This is a genomic window from Mycetocola tolaasinivorans (assembly GCF_003667565.1).
Taxonomy (GTDB): Bacteria; Actinomycetota; Actinomycetes; order Actinomycetales; family Microbacteriaceae; genus Mycetocola; species Mycetocola tolaasinivorans.
The window spans coordinates 79,384-97,796 of record NZ_RCUX01000011.1; the positions used below are offsets into that span (position 1 = coordinate 79,384).

Here is an 18,413-nt window from a genome sequence, read left to right on the forward strand (position 1 = left end):
CGCGTGGAATTTATTAACGCCATAATTTTGGGCCTGGTGCAGGGCCTGACCGAGTTCCTTCCGGTCTCCTCCAGCGCCCACGTTCGCATCGTGGGTGCGTTCCTCGGTACCGGAGAAGACCCGGGTGCACGGTTCACCGCGATCATCCAGATCGGTACCGAGCTGGCCGTGATCCTGTACTTCTGGAAGGACATCGTCCGGATCATCGGGGCCTGGTGCAAGGCCCTGGTGGGGAAGGTTCCGCGCAGCAATCCCGACGTCAAGATGGGCTGGCTGATCATCCTCGGCTCGATCCCGATCGTTGTTCTGGGTGTGCTGTTCAAGGACGACATCGAGACCACGTTCCGCTCGCTGTACTTCACCGCAACCACGCTGATCGTGTTTGGCCTCATTCTGGGTCTGGCTGACTGGCTCGGAAAGAAGCAGCTGCGCCTCAAGGACCTCACCTACGGGCACGGCATCATCTACGGATTCGCTCAGGCTCTCGCGCTGATTCCCGGCGTATCGCGCTCGGGTGGCACGATCACCGCGGGTCTGGCCCTCGGCTACACCCGGAAGGCCGCCGCTCGCTACGCGTTCCTGTTGGCCATCCCGGCCGTGATGGGTGCCGGTTTCTACCAGGTGTATCAGGCGTTCACCGATACCTCGGGTGCGCCCGAGCCCTTCGGTGTGGCCTCCACCATCGTCGCGACCATCGTGGCGTTCGTCGTGGGCCTCGTCGTGATCGTGTTCTTCATGAACTACATCTCGCGCCGCAGCTTCATGCCGTTTGTGATCTACCGCGTGCTGCTCGGCATCGCGCTGTTCATCCTGCTGGGTACCGGGGTGCTGTCCGCATATGGCAACTAGTCTCGGCACCATTCCCGGCTGGGCGACACCGCGTGTGCCGTCCCTCCCGGGGGCCGGCACCGCACCGCGCATTCACAACACCGCCACCGGCTCGCTCGAGCGCGCGGATGTGGACGCCACCGGAACCGCCGGCCTCTACGTGTGCGGCATCACGCCGTATGACGCGACCCATATAGGCCACGCCGCTACGTATCTTGCCTTTGATACGCTGCAGCGCGTGTGGCTCGACGCCGGATATGACGTGCACTACGTGCAGAACGTCACCGACGTGGATGACCCGCTGCTTGAGCGCGCCACCGCTACCGGTGTGGACTGGCGCGCGCTCGCCGCGGAACAGACCGAGCTCTTCCGCACCGATATGGCCGCGCTGAGCATTCTCCCGCCGCGGGAATACGTGCCCGTGACCGAGACCATCGCCGAGGTCGCGGACGCCGTGGCCGAGCTGCTGGAGAAGGGCTTGGCCTACCGGGTCGAAACCCCTGAGGCGAGTGGTGAGGACATCTACTTCGACGTGGTCGCGGCCGCCGCGGCCGGCCCGTGGACGCTCGGATCTGTGAGCGGATACTCGCGGGACCTCATGCTCACGCTCTCCGCCGAGCGCGGGGGCGACCCCGAGCGCGCGGGCAAGCGCGACCCGCTGGACCCCCTACTGTGGCGCTCCGAGCGCCCGAACGATCCATCCTGGCCCGCACCGATCGGCGCGGGACGCCCGGGATGGCACATCGAGTGCAGCGTCATTGCGGCCGATCTGCTGGGTGAAAACTACACCGTGCAGGCCGGCGGAGGCGACCTTCCGTTCCCACATCACGAGTTCAGTGCCGCGCACGCCTCTGCCCTGACCGGTGAGCCGCTCGCGCGGATCTACAGCCACGCGGGCCTCGTCGCCTTCGAGGGCGAGAAGATGTCGAAGTCGCTCGGCAACCTCGTGCTGGTCTCCAAGCTGCGCGCTGGCGGCACCGAGCCGCAGGCGATCCGGCTCGCCATCCTGGCACACCACTACCGCGAAGACTGGGAGTGGTTTGCGGCCGGACTGACCGCGGCCGAGGAGCGCCTGGCGCGCTGGCGCGCCGCGGGTTCTGCCCCCGTCGCCGGTGCCACACTCGCGCTGCTCGAGCGCGTTCGCGAAGCCCTGCAGAACGATCTCGACACGCCAGGAGCCCTGGCCCTCATCGATGCGAGCGTCGAGAGCGTTGATGATCGCGCGCTCTTCGCCGACCTGGTGTCGGCGCTGCTGGGCGTCGAGCTCTAGCCTCGGATACACAAAACGCCGTCACCCTCGGGTGACGGCGTTTTGTGTTTGTGCGGCCGGCTCGGCTACGCGGTGGGGGAGTCGGGGAACTCGGGGCCGCGATCGTTGGAGTCGGTGTCGGAGTCGGCGTCCGAGTCGGTGCCTGATCCGGCGTCGCCGGCCTCCGCTGCCGCAGACCCTTCAGCGATGGCGTCAGCCCCGTCAACGATGGCGTCAGGCCCGTCAACGATGGTGTCAGGCCCGTCAACGACGGCTTCGGGCGCACTGTCGAGGAAGCGTCGGAACTCGCGGGCAATCGCCTCGCCGGAGGCCTCGGGGTCCTCCACGGTGTCCCGCGCCTGCTCCAGCTGGCGAATATAGGCCACCATGTCGGGATCCTCGGCGGTGAGGGTCGAGACCGTCTGCTCCCACTCGGCGGATTCGGCCAGCAGGTTGCCGCGGGGGATGACCACACCCACGAGCTCCTCGATGCGATCAACGAGCGCGAGAATGGCCTTCGGCGACGGGGTGTTGTGCACGTAGTGCGGCACGGATGCCCACACCGAGAGGGTCGGGATGCCCACGGCCTCGGCGGCGATGCACAGCACGTTGAGGATGCCCACGGGGCCCTCATACTGGCTGCGTTCCACCTCGAGCTCGGCCCGAATATCGGCGTTATCGCTCGTGCACTCGATCTGGATCGGGCGGGTGTGCGGGGCGTCGGCGAGCACCGATCCCATCACGATGATCCGGCCGATGTCGTGCACCAGGGCGGTGTCGAGCACCTCGGACACAAACGCCTGCCAGCTGCGGCTCGGTTCGGTGCCGATCAGCAGGTAGACCTGCGCCTCGTTATCGGTGCTGACGTGCGCGCCGAGCGACTCCGGGATAAACGCGGGCTGAGTCTCCACGTCCTCGGCGTCGGTTGAGGCCGCACCCGGCGCGAAGAACGTCGTTTCCGGCCAGCGCAGCGCGCGGCGGCCGGAATCATCAACGAAAATGGTGGGCCGGGTGAATTGGAAGTCGTAGTACGGCTCCGGGTCGATGCTCTTCAGTGGCGTGGCCGCGAGGTGGTCACGCAGCACCTTTGCCGCCCCGGAGGCGGCCTCCCCGGCGTCATTCCAGCCCTCAAACGCGACGACTAAGACTCGTTCATTCACCCGATACTCTCCCGAACACTCGCACCCGAAATGGCATCCGATGGACGCGCGGGTGTGCTTACACCCTACTGCCCGAGCCGGACCGGGTAACATTGGACCCCGTGACCACTAAGCCCCCCGCCGCAGTCCTCTGGGATATGGACGGCACCCTCGTTGATACCGAACCGTACTGGATTGCCACCGAACGGGAGCTCGTGGGCTCCTTCGGCGGCGAATGGACCGAGGAAGACGCCCTCGGCATGGTGGGCTCCGGCCTCTGGGAGTGCGCCGCCGTGCTGAAGGCGAAGGGCGTGGACCTGGAGCTCGATGAGATCGTGCAGACCATGACCGGGCGCGTGATCGGCAAGATCGAGGAGCACGGTGTGCCCTTCCGGCCCGGTGCGCTCGAACTGCTGCGTGAGCTGCGCGAAAACGGCATCCCCACCGCGCTGGTGACGATGTCGATTCGCAGCATGGCCGAGAAGATCATCGACCTGATCGAGTTCCCCGCGTTTGACGCGCTCATCACCGGAGACTCCGTCACCCACGCCAAGCCGCACCCCGAGCCCTACCTGCTGGGTGCCGAGGCCCTGGGCGTGGATATTCGTGACTGCGTGGCCCTGGAGGACTCCCTCCCCGGTGTGACCTCCGCGGCCGCGGCGGGCACCACCGCCATCGTGGTGCCGCACGCCACCGTGGTCGCCGAAAACCCCGACTTTACCGTGTGGGACACCCTTGATGGGGTGCGCCTGGCGGATCTGAGCGCGCTAGCCTGGCGACGTTCCACCCTCAACAACACCCAGGAGATTTCTTCGTGAGCATTGTCCCCGGCACCGAGCGGGCCCTCAACTCCGGACCGTTCCGCCTTGGCGACCGCGTCCAGCTGACCGGCCCCAAGGGGCGTAAGAACACCTTCGCGCTCGAGGAGGGCGGCGAGTTCCACTCGCACCGTGGCGTCATCCAGCACAGCGCGATCGTTGGCCTGCCCGACGGCTCGGTCGTGGTGAACTCCGCCGAGGAGGAGTACCTCGCGCTGCGCCCGCTGCTGGTCGACTTCGTAATGTCGATGCCGCGCGGCGCCGCCATCATCTACCCCAAGGATGCCGCCGCGATCGTCGGCGAGGCCGACATCTTCCCCGGTGCCACCGTGGTCGAGGCCGGTGTGGGGTCGGGCGCGCTGTCGCTCTGGCTGCTGCGCGCGATCGGCCCGCAGGGCACCCTGAAGTCGTATGAGCGTCGCGAGGAGTTCGCCGACGTCGCCCGCGCCAACGTCACCACCTTCTTCGGCTACACCCCGGAGAACTGGTCGATCACCGCCGGTGACCTCGCCGAGACCCTGCCGCAGACCACCGAGCCCGGCACCGTGGACCGCATCGTCCTCGACATGCTCGCCCCCTGGGAGTGCATCGACGCCTGCCTGGACGCGCTGGTGCCCGGTGGCGTGCTGCTGTGCTACGTGGCCACCGTCACCCAGCTCTCCCGCGTGGCCGAGGCGATGCGTGCCACCGGCCGCGTCACCAACCCGAGCTCGAGCGAGAGCATGGTGCGTGGCTGGCACGTGGAGGGCCTGGCAGTGCGTCCGGATCACCGCATGATCGCGCACACCGGCTTCCTGATCACCGCCCGCAAGCTTGCCGACGGCACGATCATGCCCGAGCTCAAGCGTCGCGCCTCGAAGACCGAGTTCAGCGCCGAGGATGTTGAGGCCTGGACCCCGGGTTCGCTCGGCGTACGTGATGCCAGCGATAAGTCGCTGCGCAAGCGCGTGCGTGAGGCTCAGGCCGCGGCCGAGTCCTCGCTCAGCCGCACCCTGGGTGCCGACGCTGATGCCGACGCCCCCGAGGCAAACTAGCTCCCACGCGTTCGAAGTGGTGTGTCCGGTCGCCTAGACTGGACACACCATCGCGTCTGAAGTCTTGACCGTTTTTCTTTCACAACCCAAAGTGAGGTAACGTGCGCAACACCCCCGCACTCATCGTGGCCGCCGCGCTGCTGGCCACCGGCCTGACCGCGTGCTCGACCACCGGGCCCTCGGCAGCCGACTGTGTTCCGGCTCTTCCGGATGGCAAGGCCGCCGCGCTCGTACAGACCAGTGGCAAGGCCGGTTCGGTCGCCAAGGTTGAGATCGCCGCCCCGCTGTACGTGGGTAAGAGCGAGCGACACGTTGCGCGTGAGGGATCGGGTGTCCCGATCACCGGCAACCAGGTTGTGACCATGAACTTCTCGCTGTACAACGGCCAGAATGGCGAGCTGCTGCAGTCGAGCGAGCAGACCGGCGCTCAGCCGTACCTGGTCGACACCCTGCCCGAGCAGTTCCGTCCCGCGCTGACCTGTGCGCAGGCCGGCTCTCGGATCGTCTCGGTCATCGGTACCGATGACGCAAAGGAAAACACCCCCGGTGTGGTCTTCGTGGCCGACATCACCGATGTGCTGCCCGACCGGGCTACCGGTCGCGACCTGCCGGTGATTCAGCCGGGCCTGCCGAGTGTCGTCAGCGCACCGGATGGCACCCCCGGCCTGACCATCCCCAAGAGCGCGGCCCCGACCGACCTGAAGGTGGCCACCCTGATCAAGGGTGAGGGCAAGAAGCTCGAAGACCCGAACGAGGCCTTCGCGATGCACTCGACCGCGGCCAGCTGGAAGGATCGCACGATCATTCACTCCAGCTGGACCGACAAGACCCCGACGGTCGCGCAGCTCGGAAAGCTCGGCCCCGGCCTCGCCGAGGCACTGAAGGGCCAGACCATCGGCTCCCGCGTGCTCGTGGTTGTTCCGCCTTCCAAGCAGGATGCTGCGGAGCAGGGCAACGGAAGTGCGATCGTCTATGTGGTCGACATTCTCGGTACCGTCGGAATCTAGTCCTGTGAACTAGTTCTCGATTTTCTTGAGGGTGCGCCGCGTCAGTTTCCTGACGCGGCGCACCCTCTTTTTGGGTGTGTGCGACATCCGCGCGCCGCGCCCGTCTCGGAGCCACCACCGGCGTCCACAACACGCTAAACTGAATACGTGTTCGAATCTCAACGCGCCACCACGCCCCGCGTTCCCGTCGAGGAACGTCTCTTTAGCCTGGTTTTGGCCCTGCTCGCGAGTGAACAGGGGCTGACCAAGAGCGAAATTCTCTCCACCGTGCAGGGATATCGCCAAAAGTTTGTGCGCGGGGGAGACAACACCTCGCTCGAACGTCAGTTCGAACGCGATAAGGATGATGTGCGCGAGCTCGGCATCCCGCTCGAAACCGTTGAGCCTCCGGGCGAGACGGGGAACAACCAGCTTCTGCGCTACCGCATCCCCAAGGGCGAGTACGATCTGCCCGCCGAGGTGGTGTTCTCGCCCGCCGAGATTGCCGTGCTCTCGCTCGCGGGTGCCGTCTGGCGAGAGGGCTCGATGTCCGATGAGTCTCAGCGCGCGCTGCACAAGCTGCGCTCGCTCGGCGTCGAATCCTCCGACCCACTGATCGGCTACGCCCCGCGCCTGCGCACCCGAGAGAGCGCGTTTGGCCCGCTGAACTCCGCGATGGATCGCCGCCTCGAGGTGTCGTTCGACTACCTCAAGCCAGGGGCGGAGCACGCGCGTCGCCGTCGGGTGGCGCCTCTCGCCCTGGTGCAGCACGAGGGTCGCTGGCACGTTCACGGCATCGATCGCGATGCCGAGGCACCGCGCACCTTCCTGCTCTCGCGCATCCTGGGTGCCGTGGTCACGACCCGTCGCTCGTTTACCGAAGACAACGCGGGGTGCGCCGAGCGCGCCCTCGCCGATCTCCGCGCACTCTATGAGGGCCAGTGCGCACTGCTCGAGGTACGGGCAAACACCGAGGCCGAGCGTCGTCTCGTGACGCGGGCGCTCGAACGCGCGGAGGTTCCGCTGCGGGTGCACTACACCGACGTCAACGTCTTTGCCGATGAGCTCGCGGGCTACGGCCCCGAGGTGCGCGTGATTGAGCCCGCGGCGCTGCGTGACGCCGTGATCGAGCGGCTGCGCCGCACCCTGGCCAACCATGGCCCGCAGGAACGTGCCGCCCGAGAGGAAACCCGATGACCAAGTCCACGACCCGCACCGGTGCCGGACTGCAGGGCCGCGATCGCCTTGCGTTCCTGCTCGTGCTCGTGCCCTACCTGATCGAGCACGAGCAGGTCAGCGTCGCCGATGCCGCCGAGCACTTCGGGGTGAACGAGTCGCTGATTCGCGAATCCGTGACCCTGATCGCCGTCTCCGGCGTGCCCGGCGAGACGAGCGCATACCAGCACGAAGACCTCTTCGACATCGACTGGGATCTCTTCGAGCAGCGCGACCAGATCGTGCTCACCCGCCTCGTGGTGATCGACGACTCCCCGCGCTTTTCGGCGCGTGAGGCCGCGGCACTGATCGCCGGTTTGCAGTACCTTTCGGCGCTGCCCGGCTCCTCCGATGACGAGGTGATCGGTTCGCTGATGTCGAAGCTCGCGATCGGTGCCTCGGGTCGCCCGACCGAGGTAGCGGTGGCCGCGAGCCCCGCCACGGCCGCCCTGGTTCCGGTGCGTGATGCCCTCGCGCAGCGCCGCGAGCTGAGCTTTGACTATCTCTCGGCCGATGGCCGTACCGAGCATCGCACGGTGGATCCGCTGCGGGTCGAGTCTCTCGATCGCGACTGGTATCTGCGCGGCTGGTGCCACCTGCGCCAGGCCGTGCGCACCTTCCGTCTCGACCGCATGAGTCGCGTCGAAATCGGCGAGAATCAGGCGCAGCACGGTGCGGACGACCTGAGCGTCCCGTCGGACTTCTTCCAGCCCTCCGCCTCCGACCTCACCGTCACGGTCGACATCGACACCGCCGCGCTGCCCATGATCGCCGAGTTTTTCACCGCCGATTCTCAGGTTCGCGAGGAGGGTGGTCGCTCGCTCGTCAATCTGCGGCTTGGTCACGTACACGGCTTCAAGCGCGTCGTGGCAAGCCTGGGTGGCCTCGCGGAGGTCACGGATCCGGGTACCGCCCGCGAGGAGGTCGCGGCCTGGGCCTCCGAGGCGCTGGCCGGATACGGGCTATAACGACCGAACTGCGATTCTTCTGGATTCGCGATAGACTCACAGGGTACGAACGTGTACACCAACCAGAGGATTTCTTATGCCTAACGCACTATCCGGATGGCACCTGCCGGTGTTGCTGTTCATCATTCTCCTGATCTGGGGCGCACCGAAGCTCCCGGGCCTGGCGCGCAGCCTCGGGCAGTCGATGAACATCTTTAAGAGCGAAATCCGCAGCGGCAAGAAGACCGAGGGTGACTCCACCCCGGCTGAGGCCCCTGCGGACGACGCCCAGACCAAGAACTAACCCCGCCGTGGCGGGCAGCGCCAAACCGGGAAGAAACCGGGAGGGACGGATGTCCCTCGGCGCACACCTAGTCGAGTTCCGAAAGCGCCTGTTTATCAGCGCTATCGGGATCGTCCTCGCGATGGTTGTCGGGTTTATTTTTTCCCGGCAGGCAATCAAGGAGATTTCTCGACCGATCAAGGAGCTCAGCGTCAACGGGACGGCGCTGCTGAACTTCGATACGGTCACCTCGCCGTTTGACCTCCAGATGAAGGTGGCACTCACCATCGGCGTCGTTCTGTCGTCGCCGGTGTGGCTCTCGCAGATCTGGGCGTTTTTCATGCCCGCGCTGACGCGGAAGGAAAAGCTCTACGCCGCCGGATTCGTCGGGGCCGCGATTCCGCTGTTCCTCGCGGGCTGCACCGCCGGCTGGCTGGTCTTCCCCCACATCGTCGAGGTGATGGCCTGGTTCACCCCCGAGGGTGCGGCCAACATTTACCAGGCTAATTACTACTACGACTTCGTGCTGAGACTCATTCTCGCGGTCGGGATTGCGTTTGTCGTCCCAGTCCTGCTCGTGCTGCTCAACTTCGTGGGTATCCTCAGCGCGCGGGCGATCATTGGCGGCTGGCGCTGGGCGATCCTGATGATCGCGGTATTCTGTGCCGCGGCGACGCCCTCGGCCGATGTGATCTCGATGTTTTTGCTCGCCATCCCCATGACCGCGCTGTATTTCGCGGCCTGGGGGGTAGCCTGGGCTCATGACCGACGTGCGGCCAAGCGCCTCGCGGAGGATGTACCTCACCCGGAAGGCGCGAAATGACCGCTACGCCCCCGACTCTTCCGCCGCTGCCTCGCAGATCGAGCGTGAGGAACGACTGACCGACGAGGTGTTTGCGGCCGGTGTGTCGGCGGAGGCCGAACCGGTGGTGGCGCCGGAGCGGCCGGATGTGGCGGGGCCGCTGGTCTCGGCCTTTATCCGGAGCAAGAAGTTTGCGCTCGATCCCTTCCAGCGGGCGTCGGCGATCAGCATTGAGGCCGGAAACAGCGTGCTGGTCGCGGCACCCACCGGTGCGGGTAAGACCGTGGTGGCGGAGTTTGCGATCTTCGCGGCGATGCAGGATCTGCGCGATAAGGTGTTTTACACCGCGCCGATGAAGGCGCTGAGTAATCAGAAGTATGCCGAGCTGGTGGCCGAGTACGGCGCGGACCAGGTGGGTCTGCTCACCGGTGATGCCAACATCAATTCGACCGCACGCATCGTGGTGATGACCACCGAGGTGCTGCGCAACATGCTCTACGCCGGATCGTCGCTGCTGAACGATCTGGCGTTTGTGGTGATGGATGAGGTGCACTACCTGGCCGATCGCTTCCGTGGGGCGGTGTGGGAGGAGGTCATCATCCACCTGCCGCGCACGGTGCGTCTGATTGCGCTGTCGGCAACGGTGTCGAACGCCGAGGAGTTTGGTGACTGGCTGCAGGCCGTGCGGGGCAACACCGAGGTGATCGTGTCCGAGGCGCGTCCGGTGCCTCTGGATCAGCACGTGCTGGTGCGCGGCAAGCTTGTGGACATGTTTGAGACGGAGTTCCGCGGGGATACTCGCACGGTGAACCCGGAGTTTATTCGGATGGCGCACGGCTCGTTCTCGGGTGGTTCGCGCGGCCGCGGCCGCCGTGATCGGGACCGCGATCGGCATCAGCGTCGTTCGCTGCCGGGTAACGGTCAGTTGGATCGCGCGGGACTGGTTGAGCTGCTGGGGGAGAACGAGCTTCTGCCGGCCATCTTCTTTGTGTTTAGCCGTAACGGCTGCGATCAGGCGGTACGGCAGGTGCTGCGTACCGGTGTGCGGTTGACCACCGGTGACGAGCGTCGGGAGATCCGGGCGATCGTGAACGATCGCACGCGCACGCTGCGTGATGAGGATCTCGCTGTACTCGATTTTTGGCGCTGGCGTGACGGCCTGGAGCGTGGCGTGGCCGCGCACCACGCGGGTCTGTTGCCGGCGTTCAAGGAGGTTGTGGAGGAGCTCTTCCGTCGCAAGCTCGTGAAGGTTGTGTTTGCCACCGAGACGCTGGCGCTGGGCATCAACATGCCGGCGCGCACGGTGGTGCTGGAGAAGCTGGAGAAGTTCAACGGTGAGGCGCGCGTGCCGATCACACCGGGGGAGTACACCCAGCTGACCGGTCGTGCGGGGCGTCGCGGTATCGATGTGGAGGGCCACGCGGTCATTCACTGGCGAGATGAGCTGAATGCCGAGGCCGTGGCCTCGCTGGCGTCGAAGCGTACGTATCCGCTGCGTTCGAGCTTCCGCCCGACGTACAACATGGCGGTCAACCTGATCGATCAGTTTGGTCGGGCGCGCACGCGCACCATTCTGGAGTCGTCGTTTGCGCAGTTCCAGGCGGATCGTGCGGTGATCGGGCTGGCCCGTCAGGTGCAGGATCAGCGGGCCTCGCTCGCGGGTTACGCCGAGTCGATGGCCTGCCACCTGGGTGATTTTGCCGAGTATTCGCGGATTCGTCGTGAGCTCACCGATATTGAGCGGAAGTCGAACGAGCACGGTTCGAAGGCCCTGCAGCGTCGCCGGCAGGAGCGGTTGAGCGAGTTGCGCACGCAGATGCGGGATCACCCGTGTCATCGCTGCCCGGATCGGGAGCAGCATGCTCGCTGGGCCGAGCGCTGGTGGAAGCTGAAGCGTTCCACCGATTCGCTGACCCGTCAGATTAGCGAGCGTACCGGTGCCGTGGCGCGGGTCTTTGACCGGGTGACGGATGTCCTCAAGGACCGCGAGTACCTGGTGAAGGATGAGAATGGCGCGCTTGCGTTGAGCGAGAGCGGCCGCATCCTGAAGCGCATCTATGGCGAACGTGATCTGCTGGTGGCGGAGGCGCTGCGCCGGGGTCTCTGGCGCGAGTTGGATGCGCCGCAGTTGGCCGCGATGGCCTGTGCGCTCGTGTATGAGCCGCGGCGTGACGAGGGCAACCTCGATGAGCGCGATCTCCCGGGTGGCGCGTTCCGTGATGCGCTGCGCGAGACCGAGGAACTGTGGTCGAAGCTGGATGATACCGAGCGTGCGCATCAACTGCCGGGCAGCGAACCACTCTCGACCGGGCTGTCTCGGGCGATGTTTGAGTGGGTGCGCGGGCGTGACCTGGATCAGGTGCTGCGCGAGGCGGATATGGCCGCGGGCGATTTTGTGCGCTGGTCGAAGCAAACCATTGACCTGTTGGATCAGCTCGCTAACGTGGGCGATCCGGAGGTGCGGACGGTTGCGCGGCGCGCCCTGAATGGCGTCCGGCGCGGCATCGTGGCATACAGCTCGGTCTGATAGATCTTGAGGGGCCCGTAGTGAGCGGGCAGAAGGATGCGTGAATGACTCAGCCGATGACGTCGGGGCTGCGTGCTGCCGATATACCGAACGAGGGCCGCTGGCGGCGTTTCCTGCGCCCGGCCCCGCTGCCCGGTGAACCCTCGCGGTTCAGCGCCGAGACCCCGTGGGTGCGCTGGCCGCTGGCCCTGCTGCTCGCGGTCGGGACGGGCCCGGTGCTCGCCTCGGCGTTCCCGGCGCTCGGCTGGTGGCCGCTGACGTTTGTGGGCGTGGTGATGATCCTGCTCGCGGTGATTGGGCGCGGGTTCTGGGCGGCGACGGGTCTGGGCCTACTCGCCGGTATCGGATTCTATCTGTCCCTGGTGTCCTGGACTGCGCTGTATCTGGGGCCGGTTCCGTGGGCTGCGCTGTCGACGCTCGAGGGCATTTTCTTTGGCCTGGGTGCGGGTGTGATCGCGGTGGTGGCGCGGCGGATTCCGCGCGCTTTTCCGCCGCGCCTGGCCGCGGTGGTGACGCCGGTGGCGATTGCCGCGGTGTGGATCACGCGTGAGGAGATCGCCGGGAACTGGCCGTATGGCGGGTTTGCGTGGGGTCGCCTGGTGCTCGCGCACGCGGAGAGCCCGTTTGCGTCGCTGGTGAGCTGGGTCGGGTTTACGGGGGCGTCGTTTGTGTTGGCGCTACTTCCCGCGGCCGGGCTGTATCTGGTGCGTTCCGGTGTGCTGCGTTTCCCGTGGCGTCTGGCGGTGCCGGCGCTCGTGGTGTGTGCGGTGATGGCGGTTCCGCTGGCTCAGACGGAGCAGATTGGCACGAGCCGGATTGCGGCGGTGCAGGGCAATGGTCCGGCGGGATACTTTGATAAGCGTCAGCCGGGTGAGGTGTTGCAGAGCCAGTTGACGGCGACGCTGCCGCTGCTGGATAAGCAGGTTGACATGGTGGTGTGGCCGGAAAACGGTACGGATTTTGATCCGGTGGTTGACGCTCGCGCCTCGCAGGCGTTGAATGCGGTGACGCAGGCTCTCAATGCGCCACTGATCACGGGAACGATTAGTGAGCGTGATGGGCAGTTCTTCAATACGTCGCTGCTGTGGGAGTCCGAGGGCGGCCCACAGAACCACTATGACAAGGTGCGTCCGGTGCCGTTTGGTGAGTATGTGCCGGATCGTGCGTTCTGGGAGCCGCTGGCCCCGGATCTGATCGGCCTGATTGGGCGGGACTACACCCCGGGCACGCGTAGCAACCTGTTTGATGTGCGCGGCACGATTGCGGCGATCTCGATCTGTTTTGACATCGTGGATGACAACCTGCTGCGTGATGCGGCGCAGCACGGTTCGCAGGTCATTTTGGCGCAGACGAATAACGCGGACTTTGGCCGCACGGCCGAGAACGAGCAGCAGCTCGCGATTGCCCGGCTGCGCGCCATGGAGACGGGCCGTGCGCTGGTGAACATTTCCACCGTGGGCACGAGCCAGACGGTGGACGCCGACGGTGCGACGCTCGCGGAGATCGCCCCGTATAAGCCCGGCTACATGCTGACCGACGTGCCGCTGTATCGGGGGACCACCCCCGGCACGGACATCGGTCAGGCGGTGCAGATTCTGCTCGGCTGGAGTGGCATCATGGTGCTCGTGGGTGCCCTGTTCTTCGGCCGCCGGCCCCGCCCCGCACGTGCGGCCTCCGCGGTGCCAGAGGCGACACGCGACGCGGACAACGATTAGGCCGAGCCCGGGCGCATCAGATACAGTATTGATGTGCCCGGGAACGGGTTCACAACTCAAAAGGGCGATTGGCGCAGTTGGTAGCGCGCTTCCTTCACACGGAAGAGGTCATCGGTTCGAGTCCGGTATCGCCCACAGATAAAAGCCTGGTCAAGTCAAGTTTTCTCAACTTGCTTGACCAGGCTTCTTTCGTTTGGTTAGCAAATGGTAAGCAGACTTGCATTATGCGGTGCTTCACGAGGCTACTTCGCAAGCTCCATCATCCCCATTTCGGGGGAGTAGCCCGGAGGACCGCACCGGCGCGGTTAGCACTGCCGATACACTGTGGGCATGACAACACCGCCCGAGCGCCGCGAGGTCAAAACGATGTCGATCATCATCCAAGACTGGAACGGCAAACGTAAGTACGAGAAGATGCTGGCCGCCGGCTGGACCGTCGACCACATCGTGCCCCGCGCCTTAAGTCGCGCGTCCACTTACGTTTTCAGCCGGCCAAAGAAGGGCAAGCGGTAATGCCGAAGGTTATTTTGCAGGTGCGCCCGTCCGAGGTCACAACTATCGAGGTCGAGGCAGCCACGTATGAGGCTGCGCTCGAGCAGGCCCAGGCGCGGGTGCCCGAGGGGTTCGCGGTGTTGTCGATCCGCAAGGAGAAGTAATCAGGACCCAAACACCAACAGTGGGGCGACTCTCGAAAGAGTCGACCCGCTTTTCACTAGCCTCACCACGCAGGCACGAGGTCACCCCTATAAAAGGGGTGACCTCCATCAGTTACGCCTCTTTTAATGGCGACCCTGCTACTTTAAAATAGGTCCATGACTACCTGCCGCACACTCCCCCTCCTCCTGGCCACGGCCGCGCTCGCCGCAGCCCTCACGGGATGCTCCGCTGCGGGAGAGACGGTGCAGCCGGCAGGATTCGCTGCGGCACCGGCCGAGAGCTTGGCATCAACCTCTCCGACACCTACCCCAAGCGCGTCGGCTTCCCCCGCCGAGCTGGCTTACGACGCGCCGATCCCTGCCGCGTCCACCATTTTCGAACTCTGGGTAGCATCACTAGATAGCCCGACACCCAGTTTCGCCGGCGCACAAAAAGCCCGCGACGAAGTAGTGGCAGTGCTCGAGGCATGCCTGCCCAACAATGACTTCGCGCCGAAACAGATGCCGCTCGCCCTTGCCGCCCTCGAAAAGGCCAAAACCACAGAGCTCGATGCCACGTCGACGCCATGGGATTGGTCAGACGCCTGGGGTGAAGCCATGACCTTCGGGCGCACATTCTGCGCCGACCTCGTGGGCTGATCCCGAAACGCAAAAAGCGGGGCGGCTCCCGAAGGAACCGCCCCGCTTTATTTTATTTCTCTTGAAAGCGCCGACTCAATATTACGTCTCAGCTTCGGGCCCAGCGGCCGCTCCACATAGCGCACGATTACATACGCAAAAGCCACCACCGCCGCTATCGCCACCACAAGAGCACCCCATTTGCCGAGTGCTGGCTCAACTAGCCCCACCACCAGAAGTCCCCAATAGACATGAGTCAGATACAACGGATACGTCAACGAACCCGCCAACGTTGCGTATTTGCCACCAACCTGTCGAAGTGGAGTGAGCACGCATACGGCCACCAAAGCGATCAACCCGATTACCACAAAGTAAGAAACCAGGGGATCTTGCCGCACACCTACGCTTTCGCTTGTCCATCGCATCCAAGTCCCAGACGTGAGATGGGCGGCCATTACAGCGTTGAACGCGACAAGTGCCCACCTGAGTAGCGAATGACCAAATGCATAGATCAGGTACAGGCCCATTCCTGCGGCAAACAGCGGCGCAAACAACGGCTGGAAAAAGTCAGCCGCTCTCGTGTCAACGTTGCGAATGAGAATCGCAACCAGCGGCCAAAACGCGACCAAAGCCGTTACTCGACCCACCGTGATGCCGCGGAGAAGAACAATGCCAATCAGTACGTAGAAACATATTTCCACCCACATGGTCCAATAGACGCCATCAACTAGCTGAACTCCAAACGGCTGTTGAAGCATCGTCAAGTTCATTAGGACTTTGGGAAGATTCACTTCGCCGCCGATAATTATCGGGTAAAGGACTCCTGTGAGTAGCACGGCAAAGATGTACGCGGGGAATATGCGCCCCACCCGAGACCCCACGAATTGCGGGATCGTGCGTCCCCATGCAGACATGAGTATCACGAACCCGCTCACTACGAAGAAGAGCTGAACGCCCATTGCGCCGTAGACAGTGAATTGCGCGAGCCTTGAGAATCCTTGCGGCGCTGGGATTGACCATCCCAAACCATATGGGGAGGCTGTGAAGTGGAAAATAACTACCGCTAGTGCCGCGACGAATCTCAGCCCGTCTAGGGCCGGCAGCCTGCGGGATGGAAGAGGGATGCTTGAACTCACCAGCTCATTCAAGCACACCCAATCCTAATGAGCAGCTAGGCTACAATCCGCCAGCTACTTCCAGTCCAAACCAATGCGGCCTCTTGTGAAGACCCGAGCGTTTTCGCTGTTCCACTAATCGTTCCAACCGCGGGGATTGTCACCGTGGAAGACCCAACGTTGAGAATTACGAGCCTCTGCCCCAGCCGGTTAGGTTCTCGTGGCGGAGAAACAGTGAATGGAGCAGCCAGGTTGTAAATTACCGTGACGACTGGATCGTTGGATATCTCCAACGCAGACCCAGGGTTAGTTGCTGTCGTGTATACCGACACCGCACTATTTCGACGCTGGCCCTCTCGTGCGATGTATCCAAGACGAGTTGGATTGTTCGCCGTGTCACCTCCCAGGCTTCCCGAATAGTTTGATGTCGGCGCATAGTCGAAAATGACATCTGACAAGGTGATTGAGCCAAACCCATTACGCTTGACCACACTCATCCGAGAGGCTACTTCAGCGTTGTTTCTAACAAACAGCCGATCTGCAATCACAGTTGTTGGCTTTGCATCTACGGCGTCTGCACCTCGACCCCAAACTGGGGCGTACGTGCCGGCTGTCATACGGCGGAAATCGAAAATGGAGTCCCGTAGTGTGAGGTTTCCGCCAGCGACTTGGAACAGCGCCCCATCCGTAGGCGCTTCCCCCACAACATCGATTGAGAAGTTCTCACAAACCGCCGTCGCGCCCGGAACGTAGAGAACACCCGTGCTGGAACCCAGAGAGGCCTGCCCACGAACATTCCTGAAGTAGCTCGGCCGAGTCTCTATGAACGCACCCATCGGGTGGCCCTCCTGCCGAATCGAAAATCGGATCGGCACACTGTAGATTCCCGCCCAGGTGAGCCCGTCCACTTCGTGGCCGTAGCTTTCTCCGCCATTTGCGAACTCGTCCATAACTGTGACAGCGGCCCAAGCGTCCACAACGCGGCAGTCGATGGCCTTGTGGTTGTACCCTCGGAAGTTGATTCCGGTGTAGCAGCCCTCAGCGGTGCAGCTAATGAACTGCACTCCATCACTAACCAGGTGCGTGTCCCATGCCGTCGAATCCGTACCACGCGCGGTCGAGTTGGATACGCGCGTGTTGCGGGTCATCCCGTAATTCAGCATCGAACTGTTCGGGGGCGTGCCAACTGTGCCCGTGGTGAAAGCGTGGCGACAATTCGACGCCGTCAGGTTGGTCACGACACCTGCCTCACATACCGTGTCGGAGATTCCATATCCATACTGAAGCAGGGTTGGGCTGTTCTCCGCTGACTCCACGACAACATTCGAAGCGTCGTATGCATAGCAGTTGGTGAAGCTTAGGGCTGGCCCAGGAGAGTTTCGAATCGTAATGTTACGCACTACAGGAGTGATACAGCTTGTGAAACCCACTGGGTTTGCCTGTTTGTCCCCCAGGGTGTTGTACCCGTACGAGCCACCTTCGAGGGTAAAACTTCGAGAGATCAGTGCGGCGATCCGGATATTCTGCGTGTACACGCCTCGGGGGGCTCCGGCAACCTTCAAAACGTTTCCGTCTACAGAAATGATCTTCAGAAACTCCCCAGCGCGATCGGCGCGCTCGCCAACGCCGATTCGACCGCCAGGCATGATGTCGTCCGAAGCCAGCTTTGCGATTCCTCCGGGGTCAAAGGTGCCAGCCGAAGCTACTCGCCAATACGAGTATGGCCTATCATTCTGAACTTCAGTGCGAATGAAACTTGCAGCCTGGACCGGCCCAAGACCGCCGTGGAAGCTGAAAACCCCAGCATTCCCAAACTGGGTAAAGAACGCACCAGTAGCATCGATCTGGATGGACTTGCTGTCAATTCGCAATGCCCGAGTCAGCTTGTACTTACCGGCTGGGATGCGAACAGCCTCTCCATCTCCGGCAGCGTCGATAAGCGCTACCAGCGCTTCGGTATCGTCCGCGACGCCGTCTCCGACTGCGCCAATATCTGCGGCGACCCGGGGTCGATAAAGACGGTCCGTCGCAGCACGAGTTTTACTCGACAGCGTTTCCACATACCCGGCCACTGCCGTGTCGTTCTCAACGCCGTTCACGCCATCGAGGCCGCGATCACCCTTCGCCCCGCGGTCGCCCTTCTTTCCCTCGGGCCCCTTGATGCGCCCAATTTCGACTAGTCTCATTCGACCCTCCTGTACACGATGCCCTGATCGTTGTCCTGGAACCACAGCCACCCGAGCGGCAGATCCTCAGGAACCTCTTCTTGCCAAACAGCCTGAGCCGGAGCCCAGTTCACTTCCCCGCCCATATCTGAGATCGGGCCACCACCAGACCGAGCAAAGAACCGCCCAAGGTCCACCCGCGAGTAGCTCCCAGCAGAATCTAGCCAGGTGACTGCGATTCGATACCAGGGCGAGCCCCGGAGAGCTTCAGAACTCACGATGTCTACGCTGAAAAAACCGTCCGCGTCAGGTGTGG

The 18,413-nt window shown here is 63.8% G+C and carries 17 protein-coding genes and 1 tRNA gene; 15 read left to right on the forward strand and 3 right to left on the reverse strand.

Annotated elements, in window-relative coordinates; genetic code table 11:
- The first annotated feature begins 3 nt into the window (after positions 1–3).
- Entirely contained in the window at positions 4–849 is an 846-nt protein-coding gene (locus D9V32_RS13340) for an undecaprenyl-diphosphate phosphatase (protein ID WP_121649409.1), read from the forward strand.
- A gap of 10 nt (positions 850–859) precedes the next feature.
- Positions 860–2,098 carry a cysteine--1-D-myo-inosityl 2-amino-2-deoxy-alpha-D-glucopyranoside ligase gene (gene mshC, locus D9V32_RS13345; protein ID WP_425462011.1) on the forward strand — a complete coding sequence of 413 codons (1,239 nt, stop codon included), beginning with the start codon at positions 860–862 and terminating at the stop codon, positions 2,096–2,098.
- A 65-nt stretch (positions 2,099–2,163) separates the two neighbouring features.
- On the opposite strand, the gene D9V32_RS13350 is transcribed toward mshC, so the two are convergent.
- Positions 2,164–3,237 (reverse strand): PAC2 family protein, encoded by a 1,074-nt coding sequence (locus D9V32_RS13350; RefSeq protein WP_245982333.1) that lies wholly within the window; start codon positions 3,235–3,237, stop codon positions 2,164–2,166.
- Between the two features lie 101 nt (positions 3,238–3,338).
- On the opposite strand from D9V32_RS13350, the gene D9V32_RS13355 reads away from it, so the two are divergent.
- The 13 genes from D9V32_RS13355 (at position 3,339) to D9V32_RS16095 (ending at position 14,838) form a co-directional block, all read left to right on the forward strand.
- Entirely contained in the window at positions 3,339–4,034 is a 696-nt protein-coding gene (locus D9V32_RS13355) for an HAD family hydrolase (RefSeq protein WP_121649460.1), read from the forward strand.
- A complete protein-coding gene (locus tag D9V32_RS13360) occupies positions 4,031–5,068 on the forward strand; it encodes a tRNA (adenine-N1)-methyltransferase (RefSeq protein WP_425462010.1) in 1,038 nt (345 codons plus the stop codon). The genes D9V32_RS13355 and D9V32_RS13360 overlap by 4 nt, the downstream gene beginning before the upstream one ends.
- A gap of 101 nt (positions 5,069–5,169) precedes the next feature.
- Positions 5,170–6,075, forward strand: a complete 906-nt coding sequence (locus tag D9V32_RS13365) for an FKBP-type peptidyl-prolyl cis-trans isomerase (protein WP_121649412.1) — start codon at positions 5,170–5,172, stop codon at positions 6,073–6,075.
- A 147-nt stretch (positions 6,076–6,222) separates the two neighbouring features.
- Positions 6,223–7,251, forward strand: a complete 1,029-nt coding sequence (locus D9V32_RS13370) for a helix-turn-helix transcriptional regulator (protein ID WP_121649413.1) — start codon at positions 6,223–6,225, stop codon at positions 7,249–7,251.
- Positions 7,248–8,237 carry a helix-turn-helix transcriptional regulator gene (locus tag D9V32_RS13375; RefSeq protein WP_121649414.1) on the forward strand — a complete coding sequence of 330 codons (990 nt, stop codon included), beginning with the start codon at positions 7,248–7,250 and terminating at the stop codon, positions 8,235–8,237. The genes D9V32_RS13370 and D9V32_RS13375 overlap by 4 nt, the downstream gene beginning before the upstream one ends.
- Before the next feature lie 76 nt (positions 8,238–8,313).
- Positions 8,314–8,520 (forward strand): twin-arginine translocase TatA/TatE family subunit, encoded by a 207-nt coding sequence (locus D9V32_RS13380; protein WP_121649415.1) that lies wholly within the window; start codon positions 8,314–8,316, stop codon positions 8,518–8,520.
- Between the two features lie 49 nt (positions 8,521–8,569).
- Positions 8,570–9,322: a twin-arginine translocase subunit TatC gene (gene tatC / locus D9V32_RS13385; protein WP_121649416.1), complete on the forward strand. Its 753-nt coding sequence runs from the start codon at positions 8,570–8,572 to the stop codon at positions 9,320–9,322.
- Positions 9,261–11,828 carry a DEAD/DEAH box helicase gene (locus D9V32_RS13390; protein ID WP_245982334.1) on the forward strand — a complete coding sequence of 856 codons (2,568 nt, stop codon included), beginning with the start codon at positions 9,261–9,263 and terminating at the stop codon, positions 11,826–11,828. The genes tatC and D9V32_RS13390 overlap by 62 nt, the downstream gene beginning before the upstream one ends.
- Positions 11,829–11,872: 44 nt before the next feature.
- Positions 11,873–13,543 carry an apolipoprotein N-acyltransferase gene (gene lnt / locus D9V32_RS13395; RefSeq protein WP_121649418.1) on the forward strand — a complete coding sequence of 557 codons (1,671 nt, stop codon included), beginning with the start codon at positions 11,873–11,875 and terminating at the stop codon, positions 13,541–13,543.
- Positions 13,544–13,605: 62 nt separating this feature from the next.
- Positions 13,606–13,678, forward strand: a tRNA-Val gene (locus D9V32_RS13400).
- A 195-nt stretch (positions 13,679–13,873) separates the two neighbouring features.
- Positions 13,874–14,056 (forward strand): hypothetical protein, encoded by a 183-nt coding sequence (locus D9V32_RS13405; RefSeq protein ID WP_121649419.1) that lies wholly within the window; start codon positions 13,874–13,876, stop codon positions 14,054–14,056.
- Positions 14,056–14,199, forward strand: coding sequence for a hypothetical protein (locus D9V32_RS16275; RefSeq protein WP_183086320.1), 144 nt, complete (start codon positions 14,056–14,058; stop codon positions 14,197–14,199). The genes D9V32_RS13405 and D9V32_RS16275 overlap by 1 nt, the downstream gene beginning before the upstream one ends.
- 156 nt (positions 14,200–14,355) lie before the next feature.
- Positions 14,356–14,838 (forward strand): hypothetical protein, encoded by a 483-nt coding sequence (locus tag D9V32_RS16095; protein ID WP_147440486.1) that lies wholly within the window; start codon positions 14,356–14,358, stop codon positions 14,836–14,838.
- A gap of 47 nt (positions 14,839–14,885) precedes the next feature.
- Here D9V32_RS16095 and D9V32_RS13415 read toward each other — a convergent pair whose 3' ends face one another.
- Both D9V32_RS13415 and D9V32_RS16100 read right to left on the reverse strand, forming a co-directional pair.
- Entirely contained in the window at positions 14,886–15,953 is a 1,068-nt protein-coding gene (locus tag D9V32_RS13415; protein WP_183086321.1) for an acyltransferase family protein, read from the reverse strand.
- 35 nt (positions 15,954–15,988) lie between these two features.
- Positions 15,989–18,118: a glycosyl hydrolase family 28-related protein gene (locus D9V32_RS16100; protein ID WP_147440487.1), complete on the reverse strand. Its 2,130-nt coding sequence runs from the start codon at positions 18,116–18,118 to the stop codon at positions 15,989–15,991.
- Positions 18,119–18,413 lie beyond the last annotated feature (295 nt).